The 15,937-nt window shown below is 34.9% G+C and carries 17 protein-coding genes; 3 read left to right on the plus strand and 14 right to left on the minus strand.

The features are described 5' to 3' along the window. Positions 1 to 103: 103 nt before the first annotated feature. The 14 genes from QHT84_RS05525 to xerA all read right to left on the minus strand — a co-directional run bounded on the left by QHT84_RS05525 (position 104) and on the right by xerA (position 12,282). Positions 104 to 667: a hypothetical protein gene (locus tag QHT84_RS05525; RefSeq protein WP_283238555.1), complete on the minus strand. Its 564-nt coding sequence runs from the start codon at positions 665 to 667 to the stop codon at positions 104 to 106. 73 nt (positions 668 to 740) lie between these two features. After that, positions 741 to 1,733, minus strand: coding sequence for an IS30 family transposase (locus QHT84_RS05530; protein ID WP_283238556.1), 993 nt, complete (start codon positions 1,731 to 1,733; stop codon positions 741 to 743). A gap of 198 nt (positions 1,734 to 1,931) precedes the next feature. Further along, positions 1,932 to 2,654, minus strand: coding sequence for a hypothetical protein (locus QHT84_RS05535; RefSeq protein ID WP_283238557.1), 723 nt, complete (start codon positions 2,652 to 2,654; stop codon positions 1,932 to 1,934). Beyond that, on the minus strand, positions 2,638 to 3,090 hold the full coding sequence (locus QHT84_RS05540; RefSeq protein ID WP_283238558.1) for a hypothetical protein: 453 nt from the start codon (positions 3,088 to 3,090) through the stop codon (positions 2,638 to 2,640). Before QHT84_RS05540 ends, QHT84_RS05535 begins: the two co-directional genes overlap by 17 nt. A 178-nt stretch (positions 3,091 to 3,268) precedes the next feature. Next, positions 3,269 to 3,955, minus strand: a complete 687-nt coding sequence (locus QHT84_RS05545) for a T9SS type A sorting domain-containing protein (RefSeq protein WP_283238559.1) — start codon at positions 3,953 to 3,955, stop codon at positions 3,269 to 3,271. Between the two features lie 182 nt (positions 3,956 to 4,137). Continuing rightward, complete coding sequence (locus tag QHT84_RS05550) at positions 4,138 to 4,743, minus strand: hypothetical protein (RefSeq protein WP_283238560.1); 606 nt, start codon at positions 4,741 to 4,743, stop codon at positions 4,138 to 4,140. A 160-nt stretch (positions 4,744 to 4,903) separates the two neighbouring features. Then, entirely contained in the window at positions 4,904 to 5,308 is a 405-nt protein-coding gene (locus QHT84_RS05555) for a hypothetical protein (protein ID WP_283238561.1), read from the minus strand. A 168-nt stretch (positions 5,309 to 5,476) separates the two neighbouring features. Beyond that, entirely contained in the window at positions 5,477 to 5,920 is a 444-nt protein-coding gene (locus tag QHT84_RS05560; RefSeq protein WP_283238562.1) for a hypothetical protein, read from the minus strand. Between the two features lie 138 nt (positions 5,921 to 6,058). After that, positions 6,059 to 6,415, minus strand: a complete 357-nt coding sequence (locus QHT84_RS05565; RefSeq protein ID WP_283238563.1) for a hypothetical protein — start codon at positions 6,413 to 6,415, stop codon at positions 6,059 to 6,061. Between the two features lie 2,075 nt (positions 6,416 to 8,490). Next, a complete protein-coding gene (locus tag QHT84_RS05570; protein WP_283238564.1) occupies positions 8,491 to 8,790 on the minus strand; it encodes an energy transducer TonB in 300 nt (99 codons plus the stop codon). 271 nt (positions 8,791 to 9,061) lie between these two features. Then, the gene (locus QHT84_RS05575; RefSeq protein ID WP_283238565.1) at positions 9,062 to 9,640 is read right to left on the minus strand and encodes a hypothetical protein; all 579 of its coding nucleotides are present in this window, start codon (positions 9,638 to 9,640) and stop codon (positions 9,062 to 9,064) included. A gap of 195 nt (positions 9,641 to 9,835) precedes the next feature. Continuing rightward, the gene (locus tag QHT84_RS05580) at positions 9,836 to 10,465 is read right to left on the minus strand and encodes a hypothetical protein (RefSeq protein WP_283238566.1); all 630 of its coding nucleotides are present in this window, start codon (positions 10,463 to 10,465) and stop codon (positions 9,836 to 9,838) included. A 152-nt stretch (positions 10,466 to 10,617) separates the two neighbouring features. Then, positions 10,618 to 11,064: a hypothetical protein gene (locus QHT84_RS05585; protein ID WP_283238567.1), complete on the minus strand. Its 447-nt coding sequence runs from the start codon at positions 11,062 to 11,064 to the stop codon at positions 10,618 to 10,620. A gap of 180 nt (positions 11,065 to 11,244) precedes the next feature. Beyond that, positions 11,245 to 12,282 (minus strand): site-specific tyrosine recombinase/integron integrase, encoded by a 1,038-nt coding sequence (gene xerA / locus QHT84_RS05590; RefSeq protein ID WP_283238568.1) that lies wholly within the window; start codon positions 12,280 to 12,282, stop codon positions 11,245 to 11,247. A gap of 314 nt (positions 12,283 to 12,596) precedes the next feature. Between xerA and QHT84_RS05595 the strand changes: the two genes are divergently transcribed. From QHT84_RS05595 to QHT84_RS05605, 3 genes are all read left to right on the plus strand, one after another. Then, complete coding sequence (locus QHT84_RS05595) at positions 12,597 to 13,016, plus strand: IS1/IS1595 family N-terminal zinc-binding domain-containing protein (RefSeq protein ID WP_283238569.1); 420 nt, start codon at positions 12,597 to 12,599, stop codon at positions 13,014 to 13,016. A gap of 101 nt (positions 13,017 to 13,117) precedes the next feature. Further along, a complete protein-coding gene (locus QHT84_RS05600; RefSeq protein WP_283238570.1) occupies positions 13,118 to 14,371 on the plus strand; it encodes a DcaP family trimeric outer membrane transporter in 1,254 nt (417 codons plus the stop codon). A gap of 22 nt (positions 14,372 to 14,393) precedes the next feature. After that, positions 14,394 to 15,932, plus strand: a complete 1,539-nt coding sequence (locus tag QHT84_RS05605) for an MFS transporter (protein ID WP_283238571.1) — start codon at positions 14,394 to 14,396, stop codon at positions 15,930 to 15,932. Positions 15,933 to 15,937 lie beyond the last annotated feature (5 nt).

Genomic DNA, 15,937 nt, shown 5'->3' on the forward strand with positions numbered 1-15,937 from the left:
CGTGCCGCGGCTTGAAGCAGTAACGAAGCCAGCGAACTGATTATTTTCCGTTAAAGATAAATTTTTTTCGTGAAGAAATAATTTCCTTTTACAAATAAACCAGTTATTGCTTCAAACCGCTGTTACCGGCTGGCTTTATTCTGTTAATGACTGCTTTTTCGTTCGCTGAGTTTTCTCCATTCTGAATTTTAAAAGCAAAATTGTCTAAGTTGTCAATACTCCTCAAAAGTATTTTCTTTCCATTAAAAAAAACGTATATTTTCTCTCCTTCGTTTCTGTTATAAACTATATAATCATCATAACCTTTGATAGGTACAGTTTTTAAGATTATCACTTTCTCGTTCCTTAATTCCGTTTCCCAATTCCTTTCGACGGCTAATTTCATTACACTTTCCGCGACATTCGGAACTGAAAATTCAACTGAAATTAATTTTAAGCGATACAATTTAATCACAAATGAGATAATGCCTAAAATTACAAACACAAAACCAATTTTTGTAGTTATCTCACTGAGACTAAAATTTGAGAAATTTTGAAAACCTTGAGTGAAAGAAACTAAACTAACAAAAACACAAAGCAATGGAACTTTAAAGTATTTAACCTTCTCGAAGAATTCCAACTGAAGTTCTTCTTTTCTGATTGAATCTCGAATTAAATTTTCTTCCATCAAGTTGTAATGATTAGAGTTTGTTTTGGGCGGTTTCAAGTTTCTAGCGCAACGCTAGTTGATTCAAATATAGTTATAATTTTTCTAAAATAATTTTATCAAAAACTTCTTTAGGTGTTTGATAGTCGAGTACCTTTCTGGGTCTTTCATTGAGCTCATTTTGGACGCTTTTAAGGCGTTTTTTGGTTACAGTTGACAAATCGGTTCCTTTAGGGAAATAATCTCTTAAAAGTCCGTTTGTATTTTCGTTAGTTGGTCTTTCCCAAGGTGAATAAGGATGAGTAAAATAGACTTGGACTTTGGTGTTTTTAGTGAATAATTTATGTTGGGCCATTTCGGTTCCGTTGTCATAAGTTAGCGACTTTTTCATCAGTTTCGGAAGTTGTTTAAATTCCTTTTCAAATGCTTTACGAACAGACTTAGCATCTCTATTTTTAAGATGTACTAAGATGACAGCTCTGGTAGATCTTTCCACTAAAGTACCTATGGCTGATTCGCGGTTTTTACCTAGAATTAAATCACCTTCCCAGTGTCCCGGAATCTCTCTTCCGAGTACTTCCTCTGGGCGTTCATCGATTCTGATAGGATCTTTAATAGTTGTTCTTTTGTCGGTTCCACGACGTGTATTTCCTCTTTGCTTTCTTTTTTGTCTTAGCTCTGAAATGAGCATTTCTTTGAGCTCTTTTTTGGAGTGCAGATAGATGTAAAGATAGATTGTTTCGTGAGAAGCTTGCATAGTTTTATCGTTAGGGAATAGCCGTTTTAAACTTACTGATATTTGGTTAGGTGACCAAAACATTGCGAGTTTTTGATGAACGAATTTTTGCAGTTTTGGATTGAAAAGAATCTTGCTTTTACCAAGTCTTCGGTCTATAGACCTAGCGTAGGATTTTAAGTTAGCATAATAAGCTTGGTATTGTTTTTTAGGGTACTTTTTGACTTCTCTGACAATAGAACTTTTATGTCTTCCGAGTTTAAGTGCAATGGCAGAATAGGATAGATTAAGTGCTAATAATTTTTCAATCTCAATACGTTCTTGGAGTGTAATTCGGTTGTAGTTTTTCATAATAACGAACTTATAAATTTCTTTAAAAGTTGCGTTAGATTATTGAACCGGCGTTAAAGTTACCGCTAACGTGCCGCGGCTTGGACGCAGTGGCGCGTATTGATTGATTAGTTGTAAATATAACAAAAAAGTGAACTTAGTAGTTTCCGGCTAAAGAAAAATAAAGCAGCCATTGCGCCAAACCGCTGTTATGCGATGTTAAACCGTCTTCACTCTTCGGAATGAATTTCTTCCAAATGTAACGCCCCCAATATTAAATAAGTCACAAAGAATATTAATGTGATATCTTGATTGTAGGTTTGCGATTATTCTGTCAGTATGAGAATTAGATTTTCCAGAAATCATTAAAGAAGAAGCAATATGTTTATTATTGACAAATCTTCTTTGAGTTAATAAATATGGTCTTAATTCGTTTACAACACCTATGTAGCTAAATAAGAGTTCTGGATAAGGATTAAAATTTTTGACTTCACAGAAAGAGATTAGTGATCTGTTTTTAATATAAAAATATCGTCTGGCATTTGTATAAAATGTGGTGTCTATTAGAATAGAATTAGGTTTAATTATGGATATATCTGGAGTTGTGAACGTATCATTCGCGTGATAAGATTGAACGTTGATATTATGTCTAATTTCAAAAATTAAATCAATATTCCCAATTTTACGTTTGACTTCAAAATATGAATAATTTGCTGGATTTCCAGCAGTTGTAGTTTTATAAACAAATTTGTTGCTTTTTAGATTTCGAAGTGAAATTTCATAACCGTTATTTTCATAAAATCTAACTATGTTATTATAACATGCCATCTCAAAAAAATCACTTATTCTCTTTGAGTTGTTATACATAGCCGTTCTATTTGTCCTTAGATAACTTTCAATATCTCTTTGAAGTTCTCCTAAGTCTTTAAATGGATTCGCCATCTTCTTTATTTTCTTCTAAGTATTTTTTATAGCTCTTAACTTTTCTCAAAAACTCTTTTGTTTCTATATATTCAAACATTTCTGTTGAAATAGAATATTTGAAAGCAATTCGCCTAAAACTTATAACCATTCGATTCAGATTCCGAATTTCTCTCAAGTCCATTTCATAAGTTCCAAGCTTTACACCAGTTGCATTGCTACTGTTTATAATACGAGAAGTAAATTTATTGGCGGAATCAAAATTTGTTAGAACTCGTTTATAAAATATAGATAACGCTAACAGAACTTTTATTGTTTCTATATCTTTAGACAATGGCGTATAGTAATTGAATTTTCCAGCCACCAAATAATTTATGTCGCTAATTCTTCTGTTGTACTCGTATAGAATTTGTTCACCCACTTTATACGGAACACTCTTTATAATTTCTTCTATCATGTTTCGGTAGGTTTAATATTGCATAACGTGCCGCGGCTTGGACGCAGTGGCGCGTATTCATTGATTAGTTGTAAATATAACAAAAAAGTGAACTTAGTAGTTTCCGGCTAAAGAAAAATAAAGCAGCCATTGCGCCAAACCGCTGTTAGCGGCTGGCTTTATCGTTTATTCACCTCAATTATATTTTTATAATTTTTTTGGTAACTATTTTGTCTTCAGATGAAACTTTCATTAAATAAACTCCTGAAGCAAAATCAGAAATGTTAATAACTTCAAAACCAGCATTTATAGTTTTGACACTTTCACCAAGTGAATTAAAGATTTCGATTTTTTCAACCAAATTGTTTCGAGAATCAACAAACAACTTTGATTCGGCTGGGTTAGGGTAGACCACAATTTGATTTAAACTAAAGTTTTCCGTATTAAGTTGATAATTTCTAAATTCATAATTTACAAAAATTGGAGTCGAAATACGCAGATTCATGTTATTTCCTGTTCCCGAGATATAATACTGTCCGCCAGATTGAAAAAGCGAAAAAAAGGCGCCTTCAAACGAGGTATGTTCAGAAGAGCCACAAAGAAGCAAAGTACCTGCAAAACTGTCAAATACTACAACATCATTAAATGGAGAACTGAAAGTTCCTCCAAATGAATTACATGCTCCTATTCCATTAAAGTTTGAAGTTTGTGAAAATGTAACATTAGGAGATATTGAAGGAATTATTGCTGATACTGGATGATGTATATTATCGTCCGTTGAATAGTAATCATATAAATACCAAGTCTGAAATAAATCAGGATTTGGGGTTTGGGAAAAACAATTTAAACAGTAAATTATCGAAATCAACTTTACTAAATATTTCATATTTTATTTGATTAAGTTACTAATTTACGCATTTTTGGTGAGCTTGCCGCTAACGTTCCGCGGCTTGGACGCAGTGGCGCGTATTGATTGATTAGTTGTAAATATAGCAAAAAAGTGAGCTTAGTAGTTTCCGGCTAAAGAAAAATAAAGCAGCCATTGCGCCAAACCGCTGTTATAGGCAGTTATAATTCACTAATTTTTGTTTTAAAATATCCATCAGCAAAATATTCATAAGTATAATATTTATTATGCCATTTCTTTTTTTCCGCTTCTTCAATTTCTGTATGAATTCGTCCAAAAACCGTATCTCCATTCTTGTAATCAAGTTTATCTAGAATTAATTTTCTATTTCTTAAAAGAAAAACGTCTTTAGTTTTTTTTGGTTCACTAGAATCAGTTACATCACTTGTGCTAAATGGTAATGACTGAAATTTACCATTTTTATATTTGATTTCAATGCCGTGATCTGATAAATATTGTGTTGAGCCAATTCTAATGACTAATGTGTCATTAATAATTTCCGCCCTACATTTATAGTATAAGTAACTATATGGGATTTCTAAATCTTCCTTTCGCTTTGAATAATACAAAACAGCACTTGTTTTCATTTGTATCGTGTCTTCAAGCATATTGTATTCCTTTTGAGAGTCTAACAATCCAAAAACTTCTTCATTTTTTATTTTAGGGTTAATATGCACTTGACTAAAAGTACTTGCATCTTCCATTTCGGTACTCTTTCTTGAGCAAGATATAAGTATGATTAATGATAGAAAAACAATAGGTTTCATGGATGGTTGTTTATAATTGCCTATAACGTTTCGCGGCTAGTTGCATTTGCGAATCCAACGAACTGCGTACTGTCTGCTAAGGTAAAAGTTTTTACGTGAAAATAGAAGTACAACTCAAGAAAAACCAGCAAGTGCTACTAACCGCTGTTGTAGGCAGTTTTTATTCAGAGTCAATAATTATCGGGTCAGATTCCGCTAACACACTCACGCAATCATTGATTCCAGCAACTAAGTATTCATTATGATTTTCTCCATGATGTTGCGCTAAAAATCCACTTCTTATTTTTTCAAGTTCAAACCAACCACCACTTTCAATTTTCCATATCCATCCTGGAACTCTAGTATCTTTATCCCAAAACTCTAAAAGGTTTCCTTCGTCCAATACTCTAAATCCGATTACATTTTTAAATATGACATAGATTGGTCTGTCTATATCTTTAAATCCTAACGTTATTTTCAATGTCCATAAGTCATAATTTATGTTGAAGATTTCAGGATTTGAGTCAGCAATTTCAGTATGAAATTCCTTTGCTTTTGGCTTTAGTAATTTTCGGATGTCTTCCATTTAAGCGAATGTGGTTTAAAATTGCCTACAACGTTTCGCGGCTATCAGTCTGTAGCGATGCCAACGAACTGCGTACTGTCTGCTAAGGTAAACTTTTTACGTGAAAAAAAATGGTACAACTCAAGAAAAACCAGCTATAGCTGATAACCGCTGTTGTGAGCAGTTTTTTTACCAACCATTATTTTGGTTTGTCCAGTCAAAGAGAAATATAAGTTGCTCTAATTCTAAAATAGCTTTGTCAAGTATTCTTTCATCTTTGGAATAATGGCTCGTTTCCAGATTGTCTGTAATAGACCTCATTAAAGCAAAATTGGCAAGAATTTCATGGGCTATATAGTTTCTACTTTTTACAACGCTCTCAAGAAAATGTATAAAGTCTGGTCTTAAACCTTTTGCAGCAAGTTTGTCTTTTGTCTTTCCAAGTGTCCATCTTTCCATTTCTTCTAAAGTATTTCCATACTTTTCTTCATGAAGTTTTTTGAGCCCAAATTCTAATAGTTGAGCAACACCCATATACATTGCATATTTGCCTAAAAAATCGAGATGTTCGTATTTTTTAATTCCATTCTGTGTTCCAGCTTGAATTTCTTCTTGCGTCAAATCTTTAGCCATTATTTCTAATTTTACGGGTTCTGAAAAATTGCTCACAACGTTCCGCGGCTTGCAGCAGTAGCGCGTATTGATTGATTAGTTGTAAAGATAGCAAAAAGTTCGACATTAGATTTTCCGGCTACGGAAAATCTAATGCAGCTATTGCTGCAAACCGCTGTTAGCTGAAGGCATTTTTTTTAATAAAATATTACCTAAAAGCATGGTAAAACTACTCAAAACCCAAACTATATACCCAAAACCATAAGTCTTTATTTTTATGATAGTAAATGATTCTTCTATTATAAAAAACAAAATACTTAAAATCACTGCTATTAAACTCAAACGAAATGATACTCCACGCATAGGTATAAATATCCAAGACATAACCAGAAAGGGATTGGCTAGCCAAAGAAAACAAATTCCATTACCTTTTAGCATTCCCAAAAAACCAAAAACCAATAATTGCCATCCTCTTACGTTATCGACTTCTAGTATTAGTGAAGTAATGAATAACAATATACTTATTTTTTTAAAATGTTCTATTTTAAGTTTACATGTCATTAGTAAGATTATATGCTTTCAGCTAACGTTTCGCGGCTACGCGAAGTGCCGACTTCGCTGCGCCGCTCCACGAAACTAGCAATTAATTTTCAATTAATCGCTTAGCGTCTATCAAAATACCTTACCAGGCATTTTGCGTAGCCGCTGTTGTACGCTGTTGCTTCTTATCTGTTAAGATGAGAAGCAAAGTTTACAGTTGCCGCCATCACAAGCTTGATAAATGATTTTAGGAAATTGCTACTAACCTCTTTGGTCGGCTAGTCGCAGTTTTATAAAATCTCAGCCTTAAAATTTTGGACAACTTTTTAGAGTTAAGTCAGTTATAAATTTACAAAACTTGACTTTATAAATTTTTTCTTATAACTTTGGCAAGCCTTTCAAGCGGCTTCGCTTTGAAAATTTCATTTTCAGCAAATCCCATTTGCAAGGCTTGCGCTAAAATCTGTCGATTTTCGCTTACTTAACTCTTTCCTTTTTCCAGTAAATTTTAAGGCTATTTATCAGCTTGTGTGGCGCGCAATTGCGTACAACGTTCCGCCGCTTCTCGTCAGTTGCGAAGTGCGGAACTGCGTACTTTCTGCTAAGATAAATATTATTGCGAAAACTGAACGTGAACTTACCACAAAATTCGCAATTGCGAGAAACGGCTGTTATAGGCTGGTGTTTTGAGTTGCATTTTAGTTAACCTTTTTCGCATTATGTTTAATTACATTCCATTTTCTGTTTTTCGCAACAGAATTTGCAACATCTTCTGTTTTTTTCTGCGCAATATTTTCCAATTTCTATTTTTCAACATATTTTGGCTAATCCCAGTGCCAGAGAAAATTTAAAAAACTAGCAAAGAAATAAATAAAAGCAAACACAATTAACAACAAGGTTATTATACTTGTTGTAATGCCAATTTTTAGTATGATTTTTTTAAATGTGCTCAAATTCATTTTCAACAGCTGTTCAATTTATTTTCTTCTGAGTAAACTTGGGAAACACTAGCCTATAACGTTCCGCGGCTTGCAGTCAGTGGCGACAATTAGCGGATTAGTTGTAAAGATAGCAAAAAGTTCGACTTTCGATTTTCCGGCTACGGAAAATCGAATGCAGCCATTGCTGCAAACCGCTGTTAGCGGTAGGTTTTTTATTTATCACTTTTTCAACAAAGTTTATTGCACGCTTTAACAGTCAGTATGATACCACACAGAATTCCTGTTACTAGAATCATAATAACTCTATAATCAAGAGACTTACTGTATAAGTCTTGTCCAGAGTTTCTAAACATTTTTTTTCTCAACATGTAAACAAGAACACTTGATGAACCAATTGTTAGTAGTAAACTTTTAATTAAGTCATCATATTTTTCCATATCGAATTTCAGTTGTTTTAATATGCCGATAAGATTTTCTACTCTTGAGTGGTTTAAACTTACCGCTAACGTTCCGCGGCTTCGACGCAGTTGCGAATCCAGCGAACTGATTATTTTCTGTTAAAGATAAACGTTTTTCGTGAACACGTAAAAATAAAAACAAGCAATTGCGCGAAACCGCTGTTATAAGCTAGTTGCACACACAAACTTGAGCACGCAAACTTTGCCGGTTTCTTTTCGGCGTAACTTCATTTTTTCGGTTACTATTTTCTGCTTTTTTTTCTAAGAACGATTTCAACTCAAACTTGATTTTAAGGCTTGATTTTCCGTCAACATTTTTCCGTCAACATTTTCAAGTTTCTGATTTCGGGTTTGATTTTCGAGCGACATTTTCAAGTTTCACTTTTCAGCAGATTTTCTCCAAAAGATTAGTTTCTTAGTTAAGTATTTTCGAGAACGTTTAAGAAATTCCGAGTTTCAATATTCTGCTAAACTTCCAATGAAAATCGCGGTCCGTGCAACTAGCATATAACGTGCCGCGGCTTGGACGCAGTGGCGCGTATTGATTGTTTAGTTGTAAATATAACAAAAAAGTGAACTTAGTAGTTTCCGGCTAAAGAAAAATAAAGTAGCCATTGCGCCAAACCGCTGTTATGCGCTGTTGCATTAGCCGTTAATCAATTCCAATTTTTAGTGGAATTTCACTAGTCATACTTATCGGTATTCCATTTCTGTTTGCTGGTATCCATTTCGGACATGACTTTAACACTTTTGTAGCTTCAATCGCTATTTCTTGCCCTAAATTTCCCAAATTATTTTTTACAAGTTTAATATCTGTCAAGTTACCATCTATTCCGACTGTAAATTGCATTCTTATTTCTCCTGAAACCTTGTCACTCATTTCAGGTAATCGTATGTTACTGCTTATATACTTTTTAAACATTTCTTCACCACCAGGAAAAATGGCTTTCACTTCAACGATTGATTCCAGTTTTGTAGAATCTTTTTTTTTTCAATGTCTTCTGACCAAATGACAATTGGAATAAGCAAATGGAAAGAATAACTAGATAAATTTTCATAGTTTCAGTGAGTTTTTTCAGCAATTGCGCATAACGCACCGCGGCTTGGACGCAGTGGCGCGTACTGATTGTTTAGTTGTAAATATAACAAAAAAGTGAACTTAGTAGTTTCCGGCTAAAGAAAAATAATGTAGCCATTGCGCCAAACCGCTGTTAGCAGACGTTTTATTTTGTTATTTTTAAATTCCATTTTCTTATTTGTGAATAATCTTTTTCTGAATATGGAATTGAATTTTTTATTGTAAAAATCAAGCTGTCCTTCATGTATAATCTAGAAGAATTAACATTGTCCGTACTATTCTTTTCAGTTATTTCACTGATTTCAAATCCATCTTTGTCTTCTAGGCTAAACACAAAATTTGAAATGTCTTTATATGAATCGGTTAATCCGTTTAATTTTAATTGATAATACAATTTTTTATTATCATATTTCAATTTTAGTGTTGCGGTTATTCCACTAGTTTGATTTTTCTCTTTCCCTAAATTAAGATTTTTAAATGATTGTTGTGAATCAGTCCTGTTGTTTATGTGTTGATGTAAAGAACCTAATAACTGTAAAGTAAACCCAATAAATATTAAGGAAATTGCAATTTTAGACCAGATTTTATGACGCTTTTCGTCTTTTTCACTCATTTCGTTATCCATAAGAATATGATTCCATAGATTATCAGGTAAAATTCCAAATCTGAATAGTAATATGACACCAAAAAGGTCAAAAATTAATCCAAGTGTATTATATATCATCTTTTAAAAGTGTTTTGGTCAAAATGTCTGCTAACGTTCCGGCGCTTGGCGAGGTTGCGAACTACGGAACTGATTATTTTCTGTTAAAGATAAAATTTCTTGCGAAATGTAAACGTAAATTTACTACAAAATTCGCAATCTTGCCAAACGCCTGTTATAGGCTGCCAATTTTGGATTTAAATCCGCTTACAATTATTATTTATAACCAAGTCTGACTAATTCTTTTTTTACTTCTGATGCTACTTTAAATTTCGATTTCTTATTTGTTCCGTCACTCCAATTACATTCACAGCCTCCGTCAAGTTTTTTGCTTATTTCTTCAAGAAATTTCAAATCAAATGTTTTCTCGATAGTTTTGTCATCAAAAACGTACGTACCGTAGAGCGTTCCATTAACATCATAATGTCTCTGTTCCCAAGAAGCTATGATTATTATCTCTTTTGCCTTGTCGTTGTCAGCGTTTGCGAAGAAGATAGTTTCAATTGACGGATTGCCACCTTCAGTATCTATCGTTCCAAAAGTTATTTTGCTGTAAGTGTTTTTATCCAGTTCAGAAAATACAAATCCTACAATTTTATGATATGTCTGCTGGTCTGGGTCATTTTCTTTAGGTAATTTGTATGTTATGTCGTAAAGTGAAATGATAGTAGAATTTCCGTTCCATTTTGTTTCTAAAACTTTATGTGTCAAAGTTGAGTTTTCTGGTTTTTGGCGTTCGGCAAATTGCTCAGCTGTCTCGTTATCTTTCCGTGATATAAGTTGTATTTGTCCAAACGATAAAGTCGTCCAAAAAAGTAAAATTGTTATGTTAATAAAGTGTCTCATTTTGGTTGCCTATAACGTTCCGCGGCTTGAAGCAGTAACGAAGCCAGCGGACTGATTATTTTCTGTTAAAGATAAAAGTTTTTCGTGAAGAAAGATTTTCCTTTTACAAATAAACTAGTTATTGCTTCAAACCGCTGTTAGCGGTAGTATCTTTAATTTAGTAGTAGTTTTTGTTTATCTTGAGCCAACTTTTTCAATTCGCTATCTTTTTCGAAACTATAAATAATCAGAAATTTACCTTTTGCGATGAACTCCTCCGGATGTGATTTCGAAGGCAACTGCGAACCCCACAAAAGTCCTTTTAAAAACTCATCAGCCTCAAAATCTCTTTCGAATTCAAAGTACATAATGCTTCCACTGTCTTTTTTACTTTGGAAATTTTGTATTTCTTTCGATTTAACTTTCCCTAAAAATGAGCTATACAGATCTGTCTGCTTATAAAATGCACATGCGTGAACCGACTTACATTGTGTTTCCTTCGTCATTGCGTATTCTTTTGGTAATTCCTCACTTGAGATTTTTAATTCTGCAATTGATTGGCTAAAAAGGTTTGTGTACATAAAAAAGAAAAATGCAACTGAGTAAAATAGTTTTTTCATGGGTTATGATTTTTAATGAGTGTTCTGAGATATTACCGCTAACTAGTTTATATCCGAACTTTTATTACCTGTTAAATTCTTGTGCGGAAGGATAGGCGAAAGTTTTCATTATTTTTTTCTTCTTCTCAAACTAGAGCTGGCGGGTTAATTATGGGATACAAACAAATTTATAAAATTTTCTTACATATCAAAAGGGTTGGTAATGTTTTTAAACGAAGTGCTGCTCACATGAGTATAAATCATGGTTGTTTTCGGACTGCTGTGGCCCAGTAATTCTTGAATAAATCGCAAATCAGTCCCGCTTTCCAACAAATGTGTGGCAAAACTGTGTCGTAAAGTGTGCAAACTAATTCGCTTGGTGATTTTGGCTTTTACAGCCGCATTTTGTAATGCAGCCTGCGCACTTCTGCTACTATACATGCGTCCTTTGGTTCCCTCAAATAAATACATTTTGGGCTGGTAAACCTGATAGTATTCTCGCATCATGACCAATACTTTGTGGGATAATAGAGTATAACGATCTTTTTTGCCTTTGGCATTTTTAACATGAATCAACATTCGTTTACTGTCAACATCTTTCGGTTTTATATTGAGTGCTTCACTGATTCGTAATCCCGAGGAGTAAATGAGAGCTAATAATGTTTTGTGTTTCAAATTACCGGTTACTTCAATCAATCGGTTCACCTCTTCTTTACTCAAAACGATAGGCAATTTTTTAGCTCTTTTGGGACGTTCAATTTTTTCTACATCAAAATTCTCGGATCCTGTTATTTTAAAAAAAAGCTTTAAGGCATTAACAATTTGATTTTGAAAGGACTCTGAATAGTTATTTCTCAAAATGTAGTCGTTGTTGTATTGGATTAAATCTTGGTTGGTAATGTCTTCTAATTTTTTATGATTGAAATACACTAAGAATGATTTCACCGCATCGATGTATGTCTTAACTGTATTTGGACTGTATCGTTTCGAATCCAACCAACTTTTGAATTTTGTTATCTGAGCTCTGCCTTCTTCGTTAGGTACAAAAGTAGAAGTAAGTGGCAGACCAAAGTAGGCTCTGTTTTCTTCGGTGTCGGGAATGTGCCATGTTTTCAGGGTTTGACTCCATTTGGAGCCAACAAAGCCTCGAATAAAAGCAGTATGCTCTTCCGTTCTTTTCACAGCAACTGCAATTCTTTTTTCACCCTTGTGAGTGATAATAGTCGCGTTCCAATTCATAATTAAATCTTTATGATAAAAGTAAGAAAAAGTTTGCTTAAAATGTTTTATAAGATAATTTTTATTTTTTTAAAGAAATGGATGTAATTTGAAACCAAATAGAGATACAATTTTCGGTTGTTTTTTTGAAGTAAAAATAAATTCGGCAAGCTACACTCTTGTAAAATCTTCAGCACCGACTTACCACTTTAAATTTTATTATCTGTAATAAAATGACTTTAAAATTAAAGTTAGTGCAATTTTTATGTAAAAAAAATTAATATATCGCTTTTGTATATTTGCTAAATAAGTATATTTATGCAAAATTTATATATATGGAGATTGTAGCTTGTCCCAAATGCCAAGGCGATACTATTGTGAAAAGTGGCGTGATTAAAGACAGACAAAGGTTTTTGTGTAAAAAATGCCAATACTATTTTACCGTAAATAAGCTAGGGAAGAAGATCGATAGTTACTATGTTACCAAAGCCTTGCAACTCTATCTCGAGGGGTTGAGTTACCGTGAAATCGAAAGGATTATCGGGGTTTCTCACGTTACGGTAAGTAATTGGGTGAAAGAGTTTAAAATTTCCAAACCCAATCATACCGATTATCATCCTACCTATAAGATTTACAATCACTTGGAATTGGTAGAGTTTCTTAAGAATAAAGAAGTGCTCAAAGGCGCAGGGATGATTATAACCGAGTTAGGCGATAAGTTCATGCTCATAAAATGGGAGCGCTTTAAGGATTAACTATAGTAGTTTACAAAAATATATACAGTAATTTTTTTCATAAGCAAATAGTTAGAATTTGGTCCAGCTGAAAAGCCAATCACTAACCAACAATTTGAATTATGAAAAAACTAGTTTTAGTAGCGTTTGCCATAGGTTCTCTGGTGAGTCATGCGCAAACTACTTCGACCGCTCCGGTAGCACCCGTTGCTAAAGAATGGGATGTGAGCGTGTACGGATTTATCAGAACCGATTACATTTGGGATACCCGACGATCGGCTCAAGTACGGGAGTACAATCTTAATCTTTATCCTCTCGACGAACAGCTCGATGCCAACGGAGAGGATATTAACGATGCCGGAGCATCCAACTTTCTGTCGGTAGTTTCTCGTTTGGGTGTCAAAGCCAAAGGTCCTAATGTTTGGGGAGCCAAAACGTCGGGAACTTTAGAGGGGGATTTCTTTGGAAACACCGAATCTACAATCGGATTATTACGATTGCGACACGCCTATGTGAATTTAGAGTGGGAAAAAACAAGCGTCATGGTAGGCCAAACGTGGTATCCTACTTTTATTCCTGAAGTATTTCCGGGAGTGGCTAATTTTAGCACCGGAATCATGTTTAACCCTTTCGGCTGGGTCTCTCAAGCCCGAATCAAACAAAATTTAACCAAAGAGTTATCGTTTGCCTTTACCGTTTACAAAGAGCGTGAGTTTACCACGGCTACGGCTACCGGAGGTACACAAAATTCGGCTTCTTTCAATTCCATGTTGCCTACCTTACACGGACAATTTCAATTTAAAAACAACAACTGGATTGCCGGATTAGGATTTGAATACAAATCGTTACAACCACTAACCGTTAGTAATGGTTTAGCAACTTCCGAAAAAGTGAATACCACTTCGGTTGTAGGATATTTTAAATACAATAACGACAAGTTTCACATTAAAGCGTACGGAATTACCGGTAAAAATATGTACAACTTAGTCATGTTGGGCGGATTTGCCGGTTACACCACGCCGGGAGAAGTAGAAACGTATGAAGGTATCAAAACCACTGCTATGTGGGTGGATATTGCCGGTAACGGTAAAAGTATAGCACCAGGATTATTTTTCGGGTACACTAAAACCGATGGCGTCAGTAAAGACAACCCGACCACATTGTACGGCAGAGGTTTCTCGGGAACCCGTGGCGTAGATAATGTAATGCGAGTATCCGCCAGAGTCGATTTCAAACAAAATAAATTCAGATTTACACCCGAATTAGAATATACCGGAGCCACATGGGGCGATTTAAAACCCGATGCTACCTTCGATGGAAACAACAAAAAAGTAGGCAATTTCAGAGCCATGATTTCGTGTTGCTACAGTTTTTAATAACCAATCAAAATTATAATATATGAGCAATAAAAAAACAAAAGGAATTTGGAAAGTAATTTCTGCTTCCTCCATGGGAACCATGATTGAATGGTACGATTTTTACATATTCGGGAGTTTAGCCGTAGTGTTGTCAACCAAATTTTTCCCGTCCGATAATCCGACGGCTGCCTTCTTATCCACTTTAGCTACTTTTGCTGCCGGATTCGTAGTACGCCCGTTTGGTGCTTTATTCTTCGGAAGATTGGGCGACTTAATCGGAAGAAAATATACCTTTATGGTAACCCTGATGCTAATGGGTGGTGCCACGTTTGTCATCGGATGTATTCCGAGCTATGAATCGATAGGTTTCTTGGCTCCGGTATTGGTGTTAATACTTCGATTACTACAAGGGTTAGCACTCGGAGGTGAGTATGGCGGTGCCGCAACCTATGTGGCCGAGCATGCCCCAAAAGGAGAAAAAGGATACTGGACTTCCTGGATTCAGACTACGGCTACTGTTGGTTTATTTATTTCCCTGATGGTGATTTTGATCACCAAGGCCGTAATGTCAAAAGAGGCTTTTGAAGAATGGGGTTGGAGAGTACCGTTTTGGGTATCCATTTTAATGGTGTATGTATCGTATCTGATTCGTAAAAATATGGATGAATCTCCTGTTTTTGCCAAAGCCAAATCGGAAGGAAAAACATCGACCAATCCGTTAAAAGAAAGTTTCGGTCACAAATACAACCTCAAGTTTGTATTATTGGCTTTATTTGGAGCCACCATGGGGCAAGGCGTAGTGTGGTATACCGGCCAGTTTTATGCCATGAACTTCTTAAAAACCGTACAGAGTATCGATTCGTCACAAGTCGACATGCTGTTGGGAATCGCCTTAATTTTAGGAACACCGTTCTTTGTTTTCTTTGGCTGGTTGAGCGATAAATGGGGTCGAAAAGTGATAATGATGGGTGGAATGTTACTTGCCATTTTACTCTATCGTCCGATTTATCGTGCGATGTATGCTTCAACCGACTTAGCACAAAAAACCGAAATTGTAAATCAAACCAAAGTGGTACCGTCTATGAAAGAGGTCGATGCGACAAAAACGGACTCCATTTACACCACCACAAAAGCGTACACCGACGGCACTACCGTAGAAGAAATTAAAACCAAACATTTCGAAAACGGAAAATTAATGGTAGACGATAAAGGTAAAGACAAAATCGAAACCAAAGTCACCAAAAAAATCAATACCGGCGACATGTGGTTCTTGGTATTCATGGTGTTTGTACAAGTCATTTTTGTAACCATGGTGTACGGTCCGATTGCGGCTTTCTTGGTCGAAATGTTCCCGGTAAAAATCCGATACACCTCGATGTCATTACCGTATCACGTTGGAAATGGTATCTTTGGCGGATTGCTTCCGGCTATTTCAACTTATTTTGTAACGACGGCTAAAGATGCCGGTGATCCCGAGTTTTATCTCGAAGGATTGTGGTATCCGATCGGAATTGCCGCAGTGTGTTTCGTCATCGGTATGATTTACATCGACAGAAAAATTAATACACTTCACGACTAAAACTA

It is taken from the genome of Flavobacterium sedimenticola, assembly GCF_030053345.1.
GTDB classification, from domain to species: Bacteria; Bacteroidota; Bacteroidia; order Flavobacteriales; family Flavobacteriaceae; genus Flavobacterium; species Flavobacterium sedimenticola.